Source organism: Bradyrhizobium sp. UFLA06-24, assembly GCF_054967145.1.
The window spans coordinates 1-21,562 of the sequence record NZ_JADFUE010000068.1; the positions used below are offsets into that span (position 1 = coordinate 1).

The 21,562-nt window shown below is 59.6% G+C and carries 16 protein-coding genes; 5 read left to right on the forward strand and 11 right to left on the reverse strand.

The features are described 5' to 3' along the window. The first annotated feature begins 163 nt into the window (after positions 1-163). Genes IF809_RS32410 through IF809_RS32420 form a run of 3 tightly spaced genes read left to right on the forward strand, consistent with a single transcriptional unit; the run spans position 164 to position 3,317 of the window. Positions 164-1,735: an amidophosphoribosyltransferase gene (locus tag IF809_RS32410; protein WP_244433080.1), complete on the forward strand. Its 1,572-nt coding sequence runs from the start codon at positions 164-166 to the stop codon at positions 1,733-1,735. Beyond that, complete coding sequence (locus IF809_RS32415) at positions 1,732-2,418, forward strand: HAD family hydrolase (RefSeq protein ID WP_028144093.1); 687 nt, start codon at positions 1,732-1,734, stop codon at positions 2,416-2,418. The genes IF809_RS32410 and IF809_RS32415 overlap by 4 nt, the downstream gene beginning before the upstream one ends. Continuing rightward, positions 2,415-3,317, forward strand: a complete 903-nt coding sequence (locus IF809_RS32420; RefSeq protein WP_041956566.1) for an NAD(P)-dependent oxidoreductase — start codon at positions 2,415-2,417, stop codon at positions 3,315-3,317. The genes IF809_RS32415 and IF809_RS32420 overlap by 4 nt, the downstream gene beginning before the upstream one ends. Positions 3,318-4,019: 702 nt before the next feature. Here IF809_RS32420 and IF809_RS32425 read toward each other — a convergent pair. From IF809_RS32425 to IF809_RS32440, 4 genes are all read right to left on the reverse strand, one after another. Continuing rightward, on the reverse strand, positions 4,020-5,483 hold the full coding sequence (locus tag IF809_RS32425) for an NAD-dependent succinate-semialdehyde dehydrogenase (RefSeq protein WP_035711516.1): 1,464 nt from the start codon (positions 5,481-5,483) through the stop codon (positions 4,020-4,022). Between the two features lie 12 nt (positions 5,484-5,495). Further along, positions 5,496-6,425: a dihydrodipicolinate synthase family protein gene (locus tag IF809_RS32430; RefSeq protein ID WP_018645246.1), complete on the reverse strand. Its 930-nt coding sequence runs from the start codon at positions 6,423-6,425 to the stop codon at positions 5,496-5,498. 171 nt (positions 6,426-6,596) lie between these two features. Beyond that, positions 6,597-7,745, reverse strand: a complete 1,149-nt coding sequence (locus tag IF809_RS32435; protein ID WP_018645247.1) for a hypothetical protein — start codon at positions 7,743-7,745, stop codon at positions 6,597-6,599. 247 nt (positions 7,746-7,992) lie between these two features. Then, positions 7,993-9,195, reverse strand: a complete 1,203-nt coding sequence (locus IF809_RS32440) for a CaiB/BaiF CoA transferase family protein (RefSeq protein WP_028144091.1) — start codon at positions 9,193-9,195, stop codon at positions 7,993-7,995. A 264-nt stretch (positions 9,196-9,459) separates the two neighbouring features. Between IF809_RS32440 and IF809_RS32445 the strand changes: the two genes are divergently transcribed. Beyond that, complete coding sequence (locus IF809_RS32445) at positions 9,460-10,551, forward strand: LacI family DNA-binding transcriptional regulator (RefSeq protein ID WP_018645249.1); 1,092 nt, start codon at positions 9,460-9,462, stop codon at positions 10,549-10,551. Positions 10,552-10,715: 164 nt separating this feature from the next. Here IF809_RS32445 and IF809_RS32450 read toward each other — a convergent pair whose 3' ends face one another. Both IF809_RS32450 and IF809_RS32455 read right to left on the reverse strand, forming a co-directional pair. After that, positions 10,716-13,349, reverse strand: a complete 2,634-nt coding sequence (locus tag IF809_RS32450) for a CehA/McbA family metallohydrolase (protein ID WP_244433081.1) — start codon at positions 13,347-13,349, stop codon at positions 10,716-10,718. Between the two features lie 201 nt (positions 13,350-13,550). Next, complete coding sequence (locus tag IF809_RS32455; RefSeq protein WP_063615341.1) at positions 13,551-14,876, reverse strand: MFS transporter; 1,326 nt, start codon at positions 14,874-14,876, stop codon at positions 13,551-13,553. A gap of 713 nt (positions 14,877-15,589) precedes the next feature. Between IF809_RS32455 and IF809_RS32460 the strand changes: the two genes are divergently transcribed. Then, positions 15,590-16,372, forward strand: a complete 783-nt coding sequence (locus IF809_RS32460) for an enoyl-CoA hydratase-related protein (protein WP_028144089.1) — start codon at positions 15,590-15,592, stop codon at positions 16,370-16,372. A gap of 59 nt (positions 16,373-16,431) precedes the next feature. On the opposite strand, the gene IF809_RS32465 is transcribed toward IF809_RS32460, so the two are convergent. From IF809_RS32465 to IF809_RS32485, 5 genes are all read right to left on the reverse strand, one after another. After that, positions 16,432-17,652 carry a substrate-binding protein gene (locus IF809_RS32465; RefSeq protein ID WP_018645254.1) on the reverse strand — a complete coding sequence of 407 codons (1,221 nt, stop codon included), beginning with the start codon at positions 17,650-17,652 and terminating at the stop codon, positions 16,432-16,434. Between the two features lie 148 nt (positions 17,653-17,800). Then, positions 17,801-19,057 (reverse strand): amidohydrolase family protein, encoded by a 1,257-nt coding sequence (locus tag IF809_RS32470; RefSeq protein ID WP_157158159.1) that lies wholly within the window; start codon positions 19,055-19,057, stop codon positions 17,801-17,803. A gap of 76 nt (positions 19,058-19,133) precedes the next feature. Then, entirely contained in the window at positions 19,134-19,829 is a 696-nt protein-coding gene (locus IF809_RS32475; protein ID WP_018645256.1) for an ABC transporter ATP-binding protein, read from the reverse strand. Continuing rightward, the gene (locus tag IF809_RS32480) at positions 19,822-20,556 is read right to left on the reverse strand and encodes an ABC transporter ATP-binding protein (protein ID WP_018645257.1); all 735 of its coding nucleotides are present in this window, start codon (positions 20,554-20,556) and stop codon (positions 19,822-19,824) included. Before IF809_RS32480 ends, IF809_RS32475 begins: the two co-directional genes overlap by 8 nt. Beyond that, positions 20,543-21,553 (reverse strand): branched-chain amino acid ABC transporter permease, encoded by a 1,011-nt coding sequence (locus tag IF809_RS32485; RefSeq protein ID WP_018645258.1) that lies wholly within the window; start codon positions 21,551-21,553, stop codon positions 20,543-20,545. The genes IF809_RS32480 and IF809_RS32485 overlap by 14 nt, the downstream gene beginning before the upstream one ends. Between the last annotated feature and the right edge of the window lie 9 nt (positions 21,554-21,562).

Below are 21,562 nucleotides of genomic sequence, written 5' to 3' on the forward strand. Positions count from 1 at the left end.
TGGCTAGAGTGGCTCGTGTTCCAATTTTCCTCGCTCTAGAAGTGCCAGCCAGTATTTTCAAAGGAGTGGTACGACGCTTGCTTAAGGATGAAGCGAACTTCCGCCTTCATATAGCCATGCGAGGCGCCCCGCCAGATCGGCTTCTTAAGAAGTGGGTGACTATATGTCCGGTGTCGCCGGTGCGTTTCTCTGCGCTTCAAGCGAACCATGGTCGCGTGTTGTTGATCAGCTGAAGAAAATGATTCCGACGCTTGCACTCCGTGGGCAAGCAGGTGTCGCGGTCTATGCTTTCATGCAAGAGCGTGGGATCCGATATGCAAGGGCGATTCAATCGAACGATAATTCAGTGCGCATCGACGGAATCGAACAGGACCCGCGCTTTCGGCCTCATGTTGCAATCGCGCAGATCCGCAGCGGAGGTGGGGATGACGGCGATGTGCAGTCAATTCCCAGCCGCTATTTTGCAATTTCTCTGGACGGCGCCTTGGTGAACGCTCATGAACTCAGGAGCGAATTGCTCGCTCAGGGACCACTGATAGATACCAACACAGACGCCGAGCTCTTGCTGAGGTGGATCGAACGATCTTGCGAACGAGAATATTGGCGTCACGGCTTGCCCGCAGACTACGAAGCTATCTTTCGCGAGCTTGATGATCGTATCGATGGTGCCATTTCCGCGCTTTTGCTAGATATGAACGGTGATCTTGTTGCATATCGCAATCGAAGCGGTATGCGACCGTTGGAGACTATGCGGGCAAGCAATGGATTGTTGCTCTTTGCTTCCGAAAATTGTGCCTTCGCTGGCTTGAAAGGTGAGACCCAGCAGCTCTTGCCTGGGAGCATACGGCGCGTGGACGCCAAGTCCGGCCGCAGCGTTGACCATATCCTGAACAGCCGAGGATGTAAGGCCAAACTCTGCGCCTACGAAACTCTCTATTTGGGAAGTCCGAACACATCGGTTGAGGGCCATTCACATCGCCAGACCCGTCACAACATCGGGCTGGCCTTGGGGAGAATCGTTGCGGAGCGAGTCCAAGCAGACCCACTCTTGATGCCGCCAATCGTGTCCTCCATGCCAAAGACTGGGGGGCCGTACGCCGATGGTCTGTTTGACTCTCTCGCCGAACAGGGCGTGCTCGCCGAGCGTAGTGACGTAGTGGCAACGCAATTTCTTGAGCGAACGCTCCTGGGCAGACCCAAGGCCCGACAATCTCGCATTGCTCAGAAGTATCTCGTGTCGGAATCTGCCGTCGCTAAACGGACCATCATAGTTGTCGATGAGGCCCTCATTCGAGGTGATACCAGCCAAGCCGTCACAACGATGCTCCTTGCCGCTGGAGCCGAAGCCGTACATTGGGCAATTGGTTCGCCGCCTATAGTTGCTCCACACTACTACGGCATGGGTATTGATACGCTAGATGAGCTCGCATTCTGGCAGGCGTTGAAGCGACTGCCGCCCGAACTACGCGCCCAGAGTCTTCGCTTCCACAGGATGGATCCGCCAGCCCTCAAAATTATTGAAAGCAACATTGCGACGGCAATCCAAGCAGCCACCATCACTTATCTGCCCTTCCGTGCCCTTGTACCCATATTGGCCAACAGGCTAGAGGGCATCGATTTGTCGCCCTTCACGTTGGAGATGCCGACCCCCGCTGGACGTCAGCGCGCGGACAGAAACTTGAAAGCTTTGCTGGCCGCTCTTCCTGTCAATCCCCGTCTGAGGTCAGCATCATGATGCCCGCTCTCGTATTTGACTGGAACGGAACACTGCTCGATGACACATACGCGCTGCTCGAAACGACCAATGTAATTTTGGACCGCTTTGGTCGTCCGAGCATCGATATAAACACCTTTCGAGAGCATTGTGATGTTCCCCTCGATCGTCTCTATCGTAGCCTCGGAATGTCGCAGGAGGAGGTTGAGGCGGTGGAGCGTGACGAAGGCGCACTGTTTCACGACACGTACGAGCCTCTTGCGGATAAAGCCGATTTACGTGAGGGGGCGCGCAGAGTGCTCGCGTTAGCCCGCCGAGAATCTGCTCTACTCATCATCCTCAGCAACCACATAGTCGCGCCTCTACAGTTTCAGCTGAGGAGACTTGGAGTGGATGACTACGTCACCGACGTGCTCGCCTTTGAAAGCCGCGCCACGCAATACAAATCGATAAGCAAAGGAGAGCGGCTTCGCCTTTATATGAACAGGCACAACCTGAAGCCGTCGTCAACCTTCATCGTCGGCGATATGCCCGTCGAGACTGATATTGCACGCAGTCTCGGGCTGACAAGCATATCCATTACCGGAGGATTTGTTTCGACCTCGCGCCTGCAAGCTGCGCGTCCAGATTACACCATCAACAACCATCACGAGCTGTTGCCGATCCTACAAAGCCATGGCTTCTTTCGGAATACTAAATCATGAGCAAGGGATCGTCAGCGAACGCGGCTCCCAAAACGATCAAGCAGAGCATAGGGCTTATCGGAGCGGGGCGCATGGGAACAGGTATAGGGATCAGCCTGCTGCGTCAGCAAAACGAACTCCACATCAAAGTCAACAAGAACCGGTTCGGTGCTGATCGCCTGATGGGTGCAGGGGCCCGCGAGCATGCGTCGATCGCTGAGTTGGCGCAGCATGTAAGTGTGGTGGTGTTGTCATTACCGTCCAGCCGCGAAGTTGAGACGGTGTGCCTCGATCACGATGGACTGTTTGTTAACATGTGCCGAGGAGGTTTGATAATTGATTGTACGACCTCGTATCCCGCATCGACCATTGCATTGGCCAAAACGGCGGAAAGACGAGGTCTTAGCTTCATTGATGCTCCAGTAACACGAAGCCCCGAGCAAGCAGAGCTCGGCCTTCTCAATGCGATGGTTGGATCGGATGCAACACTCTTTCCCGTTGCTGAACGCATTCTTGCTGCGTTTTGCGAGACCGTTATGCATGTTGGAGATGTCGGACACGGCCACAAGCTCAAGCTTGTTTACAACAGCATGACTATGGGCATCGCTGCGGTCGCCGCTGAGGTCTGCCAATTCGCGGATAGTCTTCAGATAGATCTTGTGACACTGCGCTCTTTGGTCAGTCGGGGCTCTACGAACAGTGGAATATTCCAAGCCTTCGCCGCCTTTTTGTTGGGAGAGAAACCAGATGCACTGGCAATCTCGATTGCAAATGCTGCAAAGGACATCGAGTGTGCTGTGCGCCTAGCGCGCGAGAGTGCCGTTTCCGTGCCGGTCCTGGATGCTGCCGCGCAGGAACTCAACCTCTCAGTTGTCGCAGGCAAAGGTGAACTGACCCTCCCACATTTGGCCCGATCGTAGACGCTTGGTGTGGTTCCAAGCGGGCCATTTTTCCACGAGTCCCTGGTGCCCCTCGACTTCCTGGGCATCGAGAGCGATGACTAGGACGAGATGGTCCGCATCTTCAAAGAAGTCAGCGGCGTTTCTTATACGATGGGGTGGAGTTCGATCCAAACAGCGTCAAGGTCAATCGCATTCGCGAGGAAACTGAGTATGGCGGCCTGCGCATCACCGACGCGTTGGTCGATACTGCCAAGGCCCGAATCATTATCGATTTCGCCTTTGGTGATGCGGTCGAATCGGGTCTACTGGACATGGACCTGTCGGTTCTCCACGATCTTCCTGCTCGCATCTGCGCGCTTCTGCGCGTGAGATGGTCATCGCCGAGAAATTCCAGGCGATGGTCATGCTGGACCGCACCAATATTCGTGGTGCTCGCGGCCTCATCATTGGCGCGGATACTTGAGGGCTTTGGCACACGCAGCTGTTATCCGTCCGCGCTGATCTGCGGACAACGTATCTCATTTCTGCTCTCGCCTGAAAGAACAAGAAGGTGTCGGTCCAGCAAAGAAAAGGACCGCTGCCGGATTTCTCCGACAGCGGCTCAAGTCTGGGGAGAGGCAGACGTACCGGTCTGCCAGCGGAGAAGGGCGGAGCGCTTGAAGCGATCCGGCGGCACTAACGAAGTCGTTCTGCTCCGGTTTGGTATCTGGTATTCCGGTTCTAGCTCGCCTGGCTCACGAATTTGGTGTCGAGATAGCCCTCGATTGCCTCGAGGCCACCTTCCGAACCGAAGCCTGACTCCTTCGTTCCTCCGAAGGGCACTTCGGGAAGCCCAAGGCCATGATGATTGATCGATACCATCCCGCATTGGAGATCGGCCCCGATCGCGGCCATCGTTGCGGCGGATCGCGTGTAGGCGTAGGCGGCGAGCCCGTAAGGCAGTCGATTGGCCTCCGCCACAACCTCGTCATAGGTTTTAAACCGCGCAATCGGCGCGACAGGGCCGAACGGCTCTTCATTCATGATGCGCGCTTGAGGTGGAACATCGGTCAGGACCGTCGGCTCGAAGAAGTACCCCGTATTGCCGATACGCTTGCCGCCGATGCGCAACTGGGCGCCGCAATCGAGAGCGTCCGCGACGAGGGTCTCCATTGCATCGACCCGGCGCGAATTGGCGAGCGGCCCCATCCGGCTATCTCTTTCAAGGCCATTGCCAACCTTGATCGCGCTGGCCTCGGCAACGAACCTCTTGACGAAATCTTCATAGATACTGTCATGCACCAGAAACCGCGTCGGCGAGACGCAGACTTGGCCCGCATTGCGGAACTTGTTCGCCGACAAGATTCTTGCGGCTTTCTCGACGTCGGCATCCGGGAAAACGATGGCAGGCGCGTGCCCGCCGAGCTCCATGGTGGTGCGCTTCATATGGGCGCCGGCAAGGGCTGCGAGATGCTTTCCGACCACGGTCGAACCGGTGAAGGAGACTTTCCGGATGATAGGATGGCGTATGAGATAATCTGAAACTTCGGATGGCACCCCGAAGACGAGATTGATCACGCCCGCAGGCAAGCCAGCATCCGCGAAACTGCGCACCAGCGCCATGCAGCTCGCTGGCGTCTCTTCAGGTCCCTTGACGATGATGGAGCAGCCGGCTGCAAGGCTGGCGGAGATCTTCCGCACGGCCTGGTTGATCGGAAAATTCCAGGGCGTAAATGCGGCAACCGGCCCGACCGGCTCCTTGGTCACGAGCTGGACAACATTGCCAAAGCGCGCCGGGACGATCCGTCCATAGGCGCGCCGCCCTTCTTCGGAGAGCCAGTCGATGATATCGGCAGCAAGGAGCGATTCAGCACTCGACTCGGTGAGCGGCTTACCCTGTTCGAGCGTCATGATCAATGCGATGCCGGCTGCGCGCGAGCGTATGAGATCGGCGGCCTTGCGCATCGTCCTGTATCGGTCAAAGGCCGAAACCTTTCGCCAAATCTCAAATCCCTCCTGAGCGGCCATGATCGCACGATCGAGATCGCCACGAGACGCATAAGGAGTTTCGCCAATCGGCTGGCCGGTTGCGGGATTGAGGATTTTTTCCGAGCGATCCGAACCCCCTTCCGTCCACTCGCCGGCAATGAACATCCTGATCTTGGGGTACACAGGTTCTGCCTGCGTGGCTTGTTCTCGGCGCATCATGCCCGCATCTCAATGTCCCCAGCGAAGAGACAGCGGGTTGAGCTCACGCGCAAGCTCGATCAATCCAGCTCTCGTCGCCGGATGGATCTGCTCGAGCGGATGCCGCACGGCTTCGCATTTGATCACGCCGCCTTCAGCCATTACGCTCTTGGTGGCGCGCAGGCCGCACTGGCGGTTTTCGAAATTGATGAGCGGCAGCACCCTTGCATATGCAAGAGCGGCTTCCTGCCTGCTGCCCCCTTTGTGATGATCGAGCACGGGGCGGAGCAAATCGGGCAACAGCGCGCTCGACATTGTTCCGCTCGCACCGGCATCGAGGTCCGCCATCATGGTGATGGCTTCCTCCCCGTCAAAAGGACCAATGATGACCTCACCGCCGAGCTCGATCAGACTGCGGAGCTTGGCAGCCGCAAACGGCACCTCGATCTTGAAATATCTGGCGAGCGGCACCTCGCAAGCGAGCCGGACGAGAAACGGGACCGTCAATGTAACGCCGGAGAGCGGCGCGTCCTGGACCATAATTGGAATCCCGGCGGCGTCCGCGACCCGGCCGAAATGCCCGATCATGGCGCCTTCATCCGCCTTGAGGCTTGGACCATGATAAGGCGGCATCAGCATGAGGAGGCTTGCGCCACGTTCGGCCGCATAGCGGGCGCGTTGCACCGCAATCTGCGTGCTGAAATGGCTGCAGGTCACCATGACGGGCTTGCGGCCCGCGACATGCGAGAGGCAGAGATCGACCAGAAGGTCACGTTCCTGATCAGACAGCAGGAACTGCTCGGAATAGTTGGCCAGAATGCAGATCCCGTCCACGCCTTGGTCGATCATGCAATCGAGCACGCGCCGCTGCCCTTCGAGATCGAGATCTCCAGATTCCGTAAACGGCGTCGGAGCGACCGGGAACAAGCCGCGATAGATGGGGGGTTTCGCATTTCTCATGTAGAGGATTCCAGACAGGAGGCAGTCAGTTGCTGTCTAACTCGATCAGCCCATCGCGAATATCCAAGGAGTGGAGCCGATGCCGTCGGACTGTTTGGACAGATTGACTGGCGTGGCGTCACAAACAAGATTGGTTGGAGGCTTTGTTCGCGTTGGAAGCCTTTCGCGCCTCTAGATCCAGCCAGGCGGCACCAGATCCGTCAGGATGGCAAGGCATTCAAACAGGAAGTAGCTTCCGAAAATCAGCTCGACGTTCTGGGCCGCATCGATATCGCGCACGATCGCCTTTCGGGTGAAGCAGCCGCCGGTGAGCATTCCAGGCGGGCGCGGGTCATCGGGAGCAGTCGGTGTCAGGTATTTCGAGCTCAGTTGAGTAACTGTGCGCTCCGCAAATAATCTATATTTGGCGCCCCCCTCAGGACCAAGTGCGGATGCGAGGCGCAGCGCCGCGGCGGCAGCGATAGCAGTGGCCGCAGTATCCCTGCTGGTGTTGGGGATCGCCGGATCGTCGAAATCCCAGAAGGCAATGAGATCCGCGGGGACATGGTCGATCCACCAGTCAAGAAGGCGGACGGCGTAGTCGCGCCATAGCGGTTCGTCGGGGCGGACCATGGCGGCGTGAGCGGTGTAGAGCATCGCCCATCCCTGCGCCCGGCCCCAGGTGCTGATATCGCTATATCCCTTGTGCGTGTGCGTTCTGAGCACCTTACCGGTGTGATCAAGGGTGGAAGACTGGATAACTGAATTGTCCTGCCGCACATGGATCTCCAGGACGCGCCGCATATGTGCATTGGCGACCTCCTCCATCCGGGCATCGGAAAGCTCGTCCGCGGCCCAATAGAGCAGGCCTGTCGCCTGGAGCGAGTCGATGCTGCTCTCGGAAGCTCCCACTGCGCTCGCCTCCTCGGCATCCCTGCCCAACGGTATCAGTCCGAGGTGTGGATCGAACATATCACGAAGCGATCTTGCTGCTGTCAGAGCCACCGCGCGGGCGTTTTCTTCCTTGAACAGGATGCTGCCGAGGGCGCCGGCATGATAGAAGCCGAAGCCCTTGAAGGCCGTAAGCCGCTCGGCACGCGGCAACATTCGGCTTAGCGCAGCACGCGCGTCTTCGATTGGGAACTGGCTGCGATCAGCGAGGTGCGCGAGCCAAAGCTCACCGACAAATGCCCCGCCGGTCCAATCACCATCGGGGGTAAACGTCCATTTTCCGTCGGCGGCACTCGCCCAGTGTGGCAAGCCCGAGCGTGCGGTGTCCCGAGTCTCGGCAATGCGCTTCAGCATACGCTCGCGCGCGGGCAGATATTGGCTTTCCGACATGGCTTCTGGTCCAACATAATACTCGCCGCGCGGCTTTGCCCTGGCGGCAACTTAAAGCTCTTTACCAACAGATCCTGGACTGGCGCGAACGGTTGGTGTTCACGAGACTTCCAATCGTGCTTGGCTGCATCTCTGCGGAGTAGCAAGCCTCGTCAGCAGCACCGCAGGGAAAGCCGCGTGCAAGTTTATGCCAATCACGATGACCCTCCGACGTAAGCGTGCTGCTTTCGACAATCCTCGTTGTTCGTTAGTGATGCGAGTCCGCAGCGCCGATGGCGCCGGTTTCATAAAGATGCTTCAATTTCCTAGCGTCATAGCCCAGCTCTTTCAGAATCTCTTCCGTTTGCGCACCGAGCTTTTGCGGCGGCAAACGCACGTCCGGCTGCTCGCCGTCGTAGCGCACGGGATGGCTGACAAGGGTGATGGGAGCTCCGGTCGCGCCGGTCACGACCTGAAAATTTTTGTTATGCGCGATCTGCGGATCCGCAACGACGTCGGCATAATCGTTCACCGCAGCGTGCCAAATTCCACGCGCCTCGAACAGGACGATGCATTCCATGGTTGAGCGTTTGGCGATGTTGGCAGCAATCATGGCTGAGGCCTCGTCCCGCCGGCGATACGCCTCCTCGTCAGGAATTCGCTGGTCGGCCGGAAGGCCAAGCGCGCCTGAGAGCGCCTCCAGCGATCCCAAAGAGATCGCAATGTGCCCATCGCGTGTCGCATAGATGCCGTAAGGCGCACCGTAGTACCAGCCGGCCACCGGGCCCGGCTGACGGACGTCGTCAGGCCTTTGGCCGTTCAGGTAGCAGGTAAAAGATTCCATCTGCAGGTCGAGCGCAGCCGACAGCAGGCTAACATCGACGCGGCAGCCCTGCCCCGTCCGCGCCTTCCGCACCAAGGCAGCCAGGATCCCCGCCGCAAACAAGGCGGCGCCGTGATGATCGATGGCGGAAACGCCGACAGCCCGCGGCCCCTGCTCGCGACTTCCGGTGATCATCGCAAGTCCTGATAGCGCCTGGATCAAGAGATCCTGGCCTGGGCGATCGACATAGGGCCCGTCAGGACCGTAGCCGGAGGCAGCGGCATAGATGATCTGCGGATTGATCTTCTTTGCATCCTCGTAGCCGAGACCAAGCTTGTCGAGCACACCCGGGCGGAAGTTCTCTGCGATCACATCCGATTTGGCGATCAGTTGCCTGGCGATGACCACGGCTTCGGGTTTTTTCAGATCGAGCGTGAGGCTGCGCTTGTTGCGGTTTCCCGTCAGAAGCAACATTGATTGGCCGTCAACCCGCTTGTCCGCCCCGCCCCATTTCCTCTGAAAGGCCCCCCCGGGCGGTTCCACGGCGATCACGTCCGCACCGAGGTCGGCGAGAAACTGCACGCCGACCGGACCCATCAGAAAGTGATTGAGGCTGAGGACTCGAATGCCCTTCAAAAGATCGACCATACATCCTTGCTTTCGGTTTTACCTGAAATCGAGGTGCTGGCTCTCGATTTCTGAAATCGATTTCAGACTTAGGCTGTGCGAGAAGCGGAGTCAAGCGAATCTACCAACTTTCGAATGAGATTCGCTTCATCCCGCTCCATCTGTGCATGAGAGGGGCAGAAAATAGCGCCGATGGCCCGCATACAGGGCTTGAGAAGGTAGCGCTCGTGATGGTTTAACCCTTTTGAGGGGAGACCCTCTCCTTCTCCTGGTTGACCAACGCAAATGGACAAGAAACCTGTAATCGCGCCCAAAGGCCGGCAGCAGCCGCGCGTGAAGATCGAGGACGTTGCCCGGAAGGCGAATGTGTCGCCGGCGACGGTGTCGCGGGTTCTCAATCACCCCGATATCGTACGGCCGGAGCTTCGCGACAGGGTCATGCGGCATATCAATGACCTCGCCTACACGCGCGATAGCGCAGCCAGAGCATTGAAATCGGGACGCATGCGGACCGTCGGCGTCATCGTTCCGACACTGGCGCTCGGTATCTTTGCAGAAGGCGTGGAAGCCCTCCAGAACCGCCTCAGCGAAAGCGGCTACACGCTGTTCATTGCGAATTCGCAATATGACCAGCGGCGTGAATTTCAGGAACTGCAAAGTCTCATTGAACGCGGCATCGATGGAATCGTGCTGGTCGGAGCTTCCCACGGACGGGAGCTGAGGAGCCTGATCGAACAGGCAGGCGTACCCGTCATCACCACCTATGTTGCCAAGGCCGGCGGCGGCATCCCCGCGATCGGAATCGACAACGAAAGCGCCACCCGCGAGATGACGGAGTATCTGCTAAGGCTTGGACACGTCCGTTTTGGCGCGATTGCCAACGTTGTCGCCGCGTCCAACGACAGATCCCGCGCCAGGCTCGAGGGAATTCAGCGCGCGCTGTCGGACGCCGGTCTCCCGCTCAAGCCGAGCCAGGTCGTCAAGGCCGATTATTCGCTTGCCCAGGGCCGTAGCGCCCTTCGTCAGCTCCTCACCGATCATCCGGACACGACAGCAGTCATCTGCACCACCGACACGCTTGCCATCGGTGCAATGGCAGAGGCTCGCAAGATGGGGCTGGCCGTACCGGCTACGCTTTCCATCACAGGATTTGACGATGTGGAGCTGGCGGCGCAAATGGACCCGCCGCTCACAACAGTCAGCGTTCCGGCAGCAGAAATCGGCCGGGGAGCCGCCGATTATCTCATCAATGCCATTGCCGGAAGTCCTGTCCCGAGAAGTGTCGTGTTGCCGTACCGGCTGGTCATGCGCTCATCGAGCGCCCCGCCGCGGTCCAGCGTCCGTCCCGCCCGTCGCGGGCGCAGTCGAGATCATTGACCGGGCCACGGTCCTGATAACTATTTCAGAACCGGAGGCTGGCGTCCGCATCCCAGGACCCGATGACGCAAGCTGCTCGCCCCTTATCATTATTCGCCCGTAAGTAGAGGTGGCTGAGCATGCGATGCGCCGCCTGCGCGATCGTCAATGGCACAAGAGACTTCTCAATGCTCGCGTTCAACGTGAACGGAGTGAACGGGCGCATGGTGGTGGCTGGCGCCCAGTTCGTGCAATCTATGATGCAGGCGATGATGCGCAAGTTCCAGGGCAGCTCGCAGCCGCGAGTGTCGCGCTTCGTCGGACTTGGGAGCGAGCGTGTCCATATAGGCGATCGATCCCTCGATTTGAGCAAGGACCGACACTGCATCCGCGGTGGCAAAGATGGGCATTCCGCCTACTTTGACATATACCGCACTGGTGTGCGCCGCAATGTCGGCCTCGCGTCCGGCGACACTGCCCCGAACGCGCAGCGCGATCCAACATGACTCGTTGATGGGCAGGGAGAGCTGCCCCTTGCACGACAAGCCTCCGCATCGAACCTCCTCGAGGACCGTGCCGTTACATATGAGCTCCACCCGCGCCGGCGGGACGCTGACCGATTCGATCCGCCAGTCGATCGTGAGGGTGCCGCCTGAACGGGGAAGGGACACCGTGCCTCCAGGGCGACGTCCTTCAACGGTCATCTCAACCAGAGGCCCGACAGTGATGAACGTGTCCCCGCTGCGTACGGCATCCATCCAGTTGCGATACGTGAAGTCGCGTTCGCCCAATCGCACATAGGTCCGTGAGCCCCCGAGGAGCGCGGCCGCGTCCATCTTGTCGGAGCCCGCCACCAGCGGCAGATGGTAGCCGATGTTGAGGTAGCGATACCAATCGGCGAGACCAAATGCGCTGAGCTGCGCGGTCCGCGGGTTGAACGACATCATTTCGATGGCGTCGACAAGGCCGAGCACAATGTCGGCCGCACGCTCCGCCTGCGGGTTCGGCGCATGGGGCATTACCACCAGCCCCCCTTGCTGACGGCAGCGCTCCGCCCAGTCGGCCATGGTCGCTTCCAGAACATGGCCGATTGCAGCTTCGTTGGACCCGCCGCAAGAGAGCGGATTGATCATCTCACCTTCATAGCCGAGCAGCGATATGTGCCCCAGAACCTGCATCCGGTTCTCCGTGCCGACCCGAACCAGGAATTCTCCGTCGCCGCCGAAATCCTTTGCCCCGAACGTCGTGCGTCCGTCGAAATCGGCGACGTTGGTGAATAGCTCGCCCCACTGTGCGGCGAGCAAGTTGACCACGTTGACACCCTCCGCCTTGCCCTCAAGCAGCGCTGTCTGCGGGCTTAGGAAATGGACGTGCGTATCAGAGCTAACCCATCCCTGTTCGCGCCAGCGCAGCACACGATCGAGCTCAAAGGTGAGAGTGTCCGTGCTTGCAGTGATGTCGACGATGGTGCGCAACGGGCGCACCTCAAAACCCCTGCAGATCTCTACGAACACGGGCCCGAGCGGCAGGTCCGCCTCGCAACTGCCGTCCACGTAGACGTACTGGTTCAGCCCATTGGCAAATTCGCCCGAGAAGTCCTCGAACCTGCCGGTATTGACCTTGCGGTGATGTCCCTTGGGTGGCAGATACTCCCCATGCGCACCATGGACATGCAACCGCGCGGCAACGCGCACGCCACTGTCCTTTTCCATGATGCGGATCTTGACCGGCCTTGTGGCCGGTTCGACTGTCGCCACATTGAGCGAGGCGCTTGCGTTACCGCCACCTTCCAACGATCGAAGCTCGAACATGTGCAAGCGGCCATCGTCGGAGCGCAGATAGAGTCTTGCGTCCGGATGCGCCGAGTACTCAACGATGACATCGCTCCCGCAGCGCACGGGCTGCACATCAACTTTGGCGCCCAGCCAATCCGCTCTGGAGTACTCGAGCACTGCGCGTGCCGAGATGACCGTGCCGAGGTCCATGCCGATCTGCTGGCCCCGATCGTCGACATCGAGCTCGCCAAGCTTGTTCAGATGGAACCCCGGCGGCAGCCTCACCTTCAGCTTGCGACGGCCCTGGAGGCGCAGCGGGTGCTGGGTGAGCGCTGTCGTGGTCACCGCAAACACAAGCGAGATTTCCTGTTCCGCGCGCAAGCTCAACGCCGAAAGCTCCTTGTCCGGATAAGGATTGGGGAGCGCGTAAAGCCACACGTTCTCACCTTGTCGATCCATGCGTCCCGATTGGGTGCGAGCCTCGCCCTGGAAGAAGTTCGCCCCCGGCGCTCTGCCGAGTACAAAGTCCTCGCCGGTGCTTGCATGTACGATGGGCGCGCGTAGCGGCAAGGCGGCGAACGCACTCGCACTCCAGGAGATGTGGTTCTGCTGGATCGCGAAGCGGCGCAGCACCGGCACGTCGGTCTCGCTGCCGTCGGCATAGCGGAGCCCGTATGTCGCCACCCGGTCGCCGAGTGGATTGCCTTCTACAGGCAGCGTAGCCGGGCCGATCTCTCCGAAACCCTCGGGGCTTGCACTGGGGCGGTCTGCCGCCACTTGCACGAACAGCACATAGCTCGCCATCGTCGGCGGCAACGCGATTACGGCAGGAGGGGCGCCGGGGCGCAGCTCCAGCACATCCGGCCCTATTTCGCTGCCGAAGAGAAAGGGCATGCCGCGATGGGTCTGGAGCCCGCGAAGTGAATCGATCCAGCCGGTGTCACCCGGGCGGGCGGCGAACCCTTCACCGGCATTTGCGCGCTCGGCGTTGAAATATCGCTTCAAGTCCACAGGCGTGAAGTGCGGCGATGAAGGTGTTTTCATGCTTCGGACTCCAGTTTCAGCAACTCAGTGCCTCGCAAGCATTCTTTGTTTGTTGTGAATGACTGCTCGCGCAAGGACGCTTGCGCCGACCCCATGCTCATGCCGAGCATGAAGAGATACGCGCGAGCCCTTATGTTTTGCAGCTAACGTGGACGCCTTGCGTCCGTCGCGGGCACGGCGAAGCGCAGGGGCAGAGCGTGTTCATTCACCTATGTAGAGGCAGCCGCGCTTCTTTGCGATCTGGTAGACCAGCACGCTCAGGAGCGCGATCAACGATCCGTAGACGGGAAACATCCAGGCGATGTGCTCGCGTTGCAACCAAACCAGCAGATAGGGTGACGTCCCGCCAAACAAGGAGACGCCGAGCGCATAGCCGAGAGCCACTCCGGTGGTCCGCACGGCGCGCGGCATCAGCGTGGTAGCGATGAAGTTATAGAGGGCCATGTTGAAGCCCACGATCGCGCCGCCGAACACCGTAACAAAGAAGAACGTGACGATGCCTTTTTCCGAATAGAGCAGTGTCAGGAAGAAGCATGGGATGAGCAACAGGCGCAGCAGCGCGAACGCGCGCGAGGGTCGCACCTTGTCCGCGAAAGCGCCGACAAACGGCGCCGTTGACATCCAGATCAGGACCATCAGGGTCATGATCCCGTACACATACGTGCTGTCCTCCTTGAAGACCGTATTGGCCATGTTGGGAAGACCGGTGTTCCAGGCATAGTTGGCGATCTGCACCGACCCGATCACCAGGATGACGGCGAGCAGCGAAAGGCGGACGCTCCATAGCGTTTTCCACACACCGCCAGTCGATTCCTGAATGCGCGAAGACTCGTCTTGCCGATGCATGGCTCGATTGATCAAGGTTTCCGGCACCGTCGTGCGCAGATAGATGATCAAAAGGCCCAGCACGCCGCCGACCGCAAAGGGTATACGCCAAGCCCACTCGCGCATGGCTTCAGGTGCGACCGAGGCGCTCACCAGGAAGGCAACTAGGCTGGATCCAAGGCTTCCCAATTGGATGAATGTGCCGCCAATCAGACCGAGATAGCGTCCCTCCTTACCAGGTGGCGCCAGTTCAATTGCAATGGCGTTGGCGACACCAGCTTCAGCGCCTGTGGCAAACCCCTGAATCAGCCGCATGATCAGCAGCGCTATGGCCGCCGTGACGCCGAGGTCCTTGTAGGTGGGCAACAAGGATATCAAAAGCGAGCAAACCGCCATGGCCGTGACAGAGATCAGCATGACGCGCTTGTGGCTGATGCGATCTGCGACCGGCCCCAGCAAAACAGCGCCCAGCGGTCGAGCGCAAAAGCCCGCGCCGTACACGGCAAGTCCCGCCAGCAGCGAGGTGGTGGGATCATCGGAAGGGAAGAAGTGCGGCGAGAGAAACGCCGCCATTACGCCGTAGACATTCCAGTCGTACCACTCTAGCGCCACCCCTCCTCCAAGGCCGGCGGTCATTCGCTTGTTGGCAGTTTGCTTGTCAAGCTGGACGGGTACAGCGCTGGGCTGAGCAATGATGTTCATGGGTCCTCGGGCTCTATTGATGACTTAATGATTTTGCGGGTCGCGCGAGAACGAGCAGCCGCTCGTCGGCTCAACTGCGCCCGCCGCGAGCGGGGGTCTACGAGAGCGGCGGCCTTGAGCAGGCCGGACCGCGGAAGCGCAAGCGCAACAGCTGCCCGGGATGCCGGCGGAAAGCCCGCCTGGCTTCACGTAATTGCGGGCCTCGCCTCACGAGCGGCCATTGCACGATCCTAATGGCGCAGGACGCCTTCATCGTTGCTTCCGACTTGCGCGGCGACTCGCATAAAGCGCGCGCGAGATTCCGTGCCATTCCCATGGCCAGCCTTCCTCCTGTTGCTCTAAGCGCGCTTCTGAAGAAGCTGATGTTCTTGTTGGACAGCGCGGCGTCACAAGACCCGTCGCATCGTCAATGAGATCCTTCAGATGTGACCCACTCTCGCCGGCCGCATCCTTCTGGTTTCCCGCAGTACCGGGCATTTCGACATCGAGTTCTGAAATCGATTTCAAGATTAGTAAGAATTCGGAACTGCGGAGTCAAGCCGTTTTTTACGGGTGAAGCCCGCCTCATGGTCTCCGTCGGCTCCGCGTTGAGCAAGGTGGCTCAGCGCCGCTGAGGCTGGTTCTTCCAAGAAGAGGCTTTTGGATGCCTCGTTGCGAAGAAATCGATTTCAGTCTAAGGCGTGGTTCTCATATTCCTTCAGGAGAACCGCTCCATGTCCGAGACGCCCGATCTCATCCTCTCGACATCTGTCGCGCCCCACGTGCGCCTATTGACGCTGAATAGGACATCAAAACGAAACGCCTTGAGCAACCAGTTGATCGTGGAGCTTGGCGCCATCTTGCGCCGTGCCGCAATCGATGAGGATGTCCGCTGTGTCGTGCTTTGTGGCAGCGATGCGTTCTTCTCTGCCGGAGCCGACATCAAGGAGATGCGGGAGCGCGGCTTTGAGGCAATCGACAATTCCGCCCGACGTTCTGCCTGGGGGGATGTCGCCAATTTCCCCAAGCCTCTCATTGCCGCGGTCGAGGGCATTTGCTTCGGCGGCGGCCACGAATTGGCGCTGCTCGCGGATATCGTGATAGCAGGTGAAGGGGCGGTATTTGGGCAGCCTGAGATCAACATCGGAATATTGCCCGGCGACGGCGCAACGCAGAGGCTGACACGCGTGGCTGGCAAATCACTGGCCATGCTGATGATCCTGAGCGGCCAATCCATCACGGCGCGGAGTGCGATGCAGGCCGGCCTTGTGGCGGAAGTTGTCGAAAGCGGCAGGGCGCAGAGGCGAGCGCTCGAAATAGCCGATCTGATAGCGCAAAAGCCTCCCCGCTCGGCTGAACTTGCCAAAGCTGCCGTTCTCGCCGCCTTTCAGACCACGTTGGACGCCGGGCTCGAGTTCGAGCGGCAAGCGATACGTCACGCTTTCAGCACAGCTGACCAGAAGGAGGGAATGAACGCCTTCTTTGACAAGAGGCCGCCGAATTATCGCGGGAAGTAGCCCCCCGCGATTGGCTCGCACGCGGCGCCGGCGAAGCTCGCCCGCGCAACATGCGACATTCAACACTCCTTCGGCTCGACCGGGCCGGCGCTACGGGCGACGATCTCGTATTGGCCGGCCTTTGCCACGCCAATGTACATGTTCATCCTGCAGTGGCGCTTGCCCGGCACCATCTCCGCCGGCCCGCCAGGCCCTTCCGCAATCTTGGCGTGGTCAAGCGCGGCAGCGACAGCCTCGCGGTCAATTGTACCGGCTTCCCTCACTGCGGCTTCCCACAGCTTCAGTCCTCGATACGTGCCGGTCGCGGCGCTTCCTGCTGAGAACCGGAACTTGCCCGGAAACTGCTTTTCGTAGGCCGACTGAATTTTGGCGCTCACCGGATCTTCCGCCGCGAGCGCCTTGTAATAGTCGAGGCTGCTGGCGAGGCCTTCGATCTCGTGAGCCTGGTTCATTTCGAGCGTGTTCTCGTCATAGTAGACGCAGCCCAGCTGTCCCCCATTCCTAGAAAAGCCCGCTTCATAAAGCTGTTTGAAGAACGAGCCGACGCCCGGGGGGATAACACTGTTGAAGACCACGTCTACCTTGTTGGACGTGATGCGGCTCACGGTCGATGAAAAATCGATTTGGTCAAGCGGGTAGTACTCCTCGAACACCACCTCCCCGCCGCTGCTCTCGATCACCTTGCGCGCATAGGCATTGATTGTTTGCGGCCAGACGTAGTTTGATCCAGGCAGCGCGAAGCGTCTGCCACCGTTCTTGATCAACCACGGAATGAACCGGTCGCAATTCTGCGCCGGTACCGGCCCGGTGCAAAACAGATAGGGCGTGCACTCCCTGCCTTCGTAGGCCTGTGGATAGATGTAGAGCGTCTTGCCACGAGAGATGATGATGTCCTTGATGGCGTTGCGCATCGAGCTCGCAATGCCGCCGAGTACCAGGTCGACCTTGTCTCGTTGAATCAGCTTGCGGACATTGCCAACAGCGACGGACTCGTTGGACGCGGTGTCTTCGATCAGGAGGTCGATCGGGCGCCCCAAGAGACCACCGTTCTCGTTGATCTCGCTCGCGACCATGCGCGCGACATTGGCGTCGGTATTCCCGGCAAAGCCGAGTGCCCCCGTAAGGTCGGTGGCAATGCCAATCCTGATCGGGCCTTCAGCGGCGTTGGCCCAGTCAGGACGGATCACCCAGCTGCCCGGGCCGGCCGCAATGGCCGCAGACACAAAGGCGAAATTGCCGAGAAAGCGGCGGCGGCTGAGTTGCCGGTGATCATTCAACATGGAACTGACCTCCCCTTGGCTCATGGCCTTAATCCACGCGCCCTGCTCTTTCCTGGGGGGCGCGGTAACCGGAACGCTATCCGTCATTTTTCGGTTTCAAGTCGGCTCTTCGGATCAACTTTTTAAAATCGCGAACGAAGTGCAGCAATCAGGACAGTCTGAAAAGCTCCCTCGCGTTCTCGCCAAGGATCCTGACCGCCAAGCGCTCTGCGTCTCGGGGGCGAAAGTAGCCGCTCGCAACTTTTTCTTTCAGAACCTCGCCGATGAGCCGGCGTGCGCCCTGTATCGCGGCAAATGTCTCCTCAACGTGAAGACAATCTCCTCCGATCATCATTCGCGATTCATCCGGCAAGACTTCAATAGCCTCGTGCAGGGCCAGCTTGAAATGGGACGGGCTCAACAGGAAGGACCAGCACAAATCGAGCCAAACATTGCGGTACACAAAAGCCATTCCCAACAAGTCCCGGCTCCAGGGATAGGCCAAATGCATCAGCAGAAAACGGGTCCGAGGATGACGCTCAATCAACCCGGTCATGCGTAGCGGGTGGGAGCCGCTTATGATTGCCGTTCCAAGATGAGTTTGGACTGGCAGGCCGGCTTCGCCTGCGAGCTGACAAAACAAATCGACGACAAAGTCACAGAAAGCCTTGCGCGCCGCAGGGGATGGAGACCTTTGTCCCCAGGCCTGCCGAGCGAGGTCCTCGTTCGGTTCGTCAAAGCTTAGATCGCGGTCATAGGCGAGCGCGTTTTTGAGCGCAACGTGATTGCGCCGGGCGCAGCCGGCTACGAGCTCCCGGATTGCGTCGCAATAATCGTCGAAGGTTTTCACCTCCATGCCGAGGCGCCGCAGCAACGTATGGCCGCAATTTCCATTGTGATCGCGAGATTCCGGGTGCCAGCCGAGGGCGAATGCATTGATCCGCAGGACCGCATCGTAACTCTGCCCTAGGACCGGCCGCGGATCCATCAACGGATCGAGAAAAGGGTCCGTTACGATCCTTCCGATGGCGGCGCGCCCAATGACTTCACTTGGCCATGTCGCCTCCCTGTGGCGCAAGCGCACCAAAGCGTCTACTGCCTCCCAGTTGTCGCGCGTGATTCCGGTTTCGGCGACGCCGTAAAGCTCGGCGACACCGCCGGCGAGGTTACGAACGAATGCATTTGAGCCGCTCCTCTCCAGGAACGGAGCAAGGGCCTCCCAGGTGGTTGGCTCGGTAGCGGTAGATAACATATCGCCAGTCGCCTTGGGCTCGGATGGCAGGACGTGGCTTGTCCAAGCCGCATAGCTCTGCTGGAACAGTTTCAAAAGATTCACGTCCCGGCTATGTGCGACCTCGGACATGTGATGTTCATGGACATCGACGACCTGGCACGCATTCACAAAATCGCTCATGGTTTTGGACATCGTCCCTCTCTGTTCAGTCATCGCAAGGAACTTCAACGCGCCATCTTTCGGGCGTGGGATGGCAGCCGGGACGCCTCTACGGCGCCAGATACGTCAAGAGCCGCGGGTCGTCGCGCAGCTGTTGCGACGGGCCCGACAGCGCGACACGGCCGCGATCGACCACATAGGCCTGCTCCGCGACGCGCATTGCGAGATCGAGATGTTGCTCGACGATGATGATCGCGATCTCTCTGGCTAGTTCGATCAAGCGCTCGGTGATCTCCTCGATGACGCCGATCCAGACACCCTCGGTCGGCTCATCCAGCAGGAGGAGTTTGGGGTTTCCGAGCATCGCGCGGGCGATTGCGAGCATCTTGCGCTCGCCACCGGACAACGTTCCGGCCGGCTGATCCAGACGCTGGCCGAGTTTTGGAAACATCATCATGACCCGGTCCACTGCCGATCTATCGCGGTGCAAAAGCGATCCGACGGCGAGATTGTCGCGCACCGACAGGCGCCCGAACACTGAATGCTCTTGCGGCACATATCCAATGCCGGCCCGCACCCGCTCTTCGGTTCGGCGGCGATCGATATCTTGGCCGTTGAATTGCACGCCGCCCCTCCATGCCGGCAGTTCGCCCACGATCGCCTTCATGAGCGTGCTCTTTCCGGCGCCGTTACGGCCGAGGACGGCCACACCGCCCCGCGGTGGGACGGTCATATTGACACCGAACAGCACCTGGCTGCGTCCGTAGCCGGCGTCGAGATGCTTGAGATTGAGGAATTCAGGCACGGCGCAAATAGATCTCCTGGACGCTTCTGTTGGCCTGGATCTCGGCAACCGTCCCCGACGCCAGAACCTTGCCCTGATCGAGCACGGTTAGCCGGTCGCAGATGTCTCGGATGAAATCCAGGTCGTGCTCCACGATGACAAGCGAGCAATGCTGCTTGATCGGCTGCAGCAACTCGCCCGTGACGCGGCGCTCCTCAAGGCTCATGCCACCGGTCGGCTCGTCCAAGAGCAGAAGGCGCGGCCGGCATGCGAGCGCCATCGCGATCTCCAGCCATTGCTGCTGACCGTGAGAAAGGGTCGCCGCAGCATCAAACGCGCGATCGGCGAGCCGGAACTGGAGGAGCAACGTCATGACCTCCTCGTGCAGTCGTCCCCGACTGCGCGAGAACGCCAGATCCAGCAGTGAGGACCGGGCCTGCAGCGCGAGCAGGATGTTGTCGTATAGCGTGAGGGTCGGTAGCACGGCGGTGATCTGGAATTTCAGGCTCATGCCCGCTCGCGCACGCTCTGGCGGCGTCAACGAGGTGACGTCAGTATTGATGAATGTCACCTTGCCTCGCGTCGGCACTAGCGCACCTGCAAGACACTTCATCAGCGTGCTCTTGCCCGAGCCGTTCGGCCCGATCAGGCCATGAAACTCTCTCTCGCCGACGCTGAGCGCCGCTCCGTCCAGCGCGGTGAGTTTGCCAAAGACCTTGGAGATGCCGGCGGCTTCAAGGAGCGGCATTGCGCTTCTCCTTCAGGCTCGGGCCGAAATGACCTACACGTTCCCGCTCGCCCAGCACGAGGCTGATCAAGCCGAGGGGGCGGAACAGAATGACGAGCAACAGCAAAACGCCGAGAATGATCGGCCAGATATCGCGATAATTGTCGGAGAGCCAGAAGCTGAGGCCCTCAACAATCGCGGTGCCGATGACCGCACCGATCAATGTCCCGGAGCCGCCGAACAAGACGTAGAGCACGACCTGGGTAGACATGACCACGCCCAGCATGTTCGTCCAGACGAAGCCCTCGTGAAACGCATAGAGGCTGCCGGAAGCACCTGCGATCGCGCCGCTGATTGCGAATATGATGGCCTTCAAATGCTGCACATTGTAGCCGAAGAAGGCGATGCGCTGTTCATTCTCTCGCAATCCCGCCAGTGCCAGACCGAACTGCGACCGCAGCAAAAAGCGCGACAGAAGGTAGATCAGAACCAGAATGGCGAGAACCAGATAGTAAAATCCTGGTCCCTCGCTCAATTCGTGCGAGCCGATTGTCATCGGCGGGATCGAAGGGATACCGTTCTGGCCGCCAAGATAATGAGAACCCCGAGCGAGCCGATCGGCTGCATAAGCTCCGGTCATAGTACCAAGCGAAACGAAGACCACACTGGAGGGGTGACGGCCAAGCAGCAGGAAACCTGCCAGCAACAATGCCGCTACAAAACCGATCAAGGTTCCGGCCGGAAGAACGGCAAAAATCGATGCGACCCCGAAATCGCGTGAAAGCAGCGCCACACCGTAGCCGGCCGTGCCGAAGAACAACGACTGACCCAAGCTCAAGATCCCGGCATAGCCCCACACCAGGTCGAACGACAACGCGAAGAGGCACAGGATGAGCACTCGCGTTGCATAGACAGTGATGTAATCCCGCAGGACGAGCGGTGCGATCGAAGCGGCAATCAGCAATGCCAGTTCGAGAATTGGAAGCACCTTCGTTCGCCCTGCGATGGCAGATGCCATGACGGGCGA

Bases quoted from the DNA above. Each gene is read 5' to 3' on its own strand.
- IF809_RS32410 (WP_244433080.1), top strand. From the start codon at position 164: ATGTCCGGTGTCGCCGGTGCGTTTCTCTGCGCTTCAAGCGAACCATGG.
- IF809_RS32415 (WP_028144093.1), top strand. From the start codon at position 1,732: ATGATGCCCGCTCTCGTATTTGACTGGAACGGAACACTGCTCGATGAC.
- IF809_RS32420 (WP_041956566.1), top strand. From the start codon at position 2,415: ATGAGCAAGGGATCGTCAGCGAACGCGGCTCCCAAAACGATCAAGCAG.
- IF809_RS32425 (WP_035711516.1), bottom strand. From the start codon at position 5,483: ATGCGCCGAGAACAAGCCACGCAGGCAGAACCTGTGTACCCCAAGATC.
- IF809_RS32430 (WP_018645246.1), bottom strand. From the start codon at position 6,425: ATGAGAAATGCGAAACCCCCCATCTATCGCGGCTTGTTCCCGGTCGCT.
- IF809_RS32435 (WP_018645247.1), bottom strand. From the start codon at position 7,745: ATGTCGGAAAGCCAATATCTGCCCGCGCGCGAGCGTATGCTGAAGCGC.
- IF809_RS32440 (WP_028144091.1), bottom strand. From the start codon at position 9,195: ATGGTCGATCTTTTGAAGGGCATTCGAGTCCTCAGCCTCAATCACTTT.
- IF809_RS32445 (WP_018645249.1), top strand. From the start codon at position 9,460: ATGGACAAGAAACCTGTAATCGCGCCCAAAGGCCGGCAGCAGCCGCGC.
- IF809_RS32450 (WP_244433081.1), bottom strand. From the start codon at position 13,349: ATGAAAACACCTTCATCGCCGCACTTCACGCCTGTGGACTTGAAGCGA.
- IF809_RS32455 (WP_063615341.1), bottom strand. From the start codon at position 14,876: ATGAACATCATTGCTCAGCCCAGCGCTGTACCCGTCCAGCTTGACAAG.
- IF809_RS32460 (WP_028144089.1), top strand. From the start codon at position 15,590: ATGTCCGAGACGCCCGATCTCATCCTCTCGACATCTGTCGCGCCCCAC.
- IF809_RS32465 (WP_018645254.1), bottom strand. From the start codon at position 17,652: ATGTTGAATGATCACCGGCAACTCAGCCGCCGCCGCTTTCTCGGCAAT.
- IF809_RS32470 (WP_157158159.1), bottom strand. From the start codon at position 19,057: ATGTCCAAAACCATGAGCGATTTTGTGAATGCGTGCCAGGTCGTCGAT.
- IF809_RS32480 (WP_018645257.1), bottom strand. From the start codon at position 20,556: ATGCCGCTCCTTGAAGCCGCCGGCATCTCCAAGGTCTTTGGCAAACTC.
- IF809_RS32485 (WP_018645258.1), bottom strand. From the start codon at position 21,553: ATGGCATCTGCCATCGCAGGGCGAACGAAGGTGCTTCCAATTCTCGAA.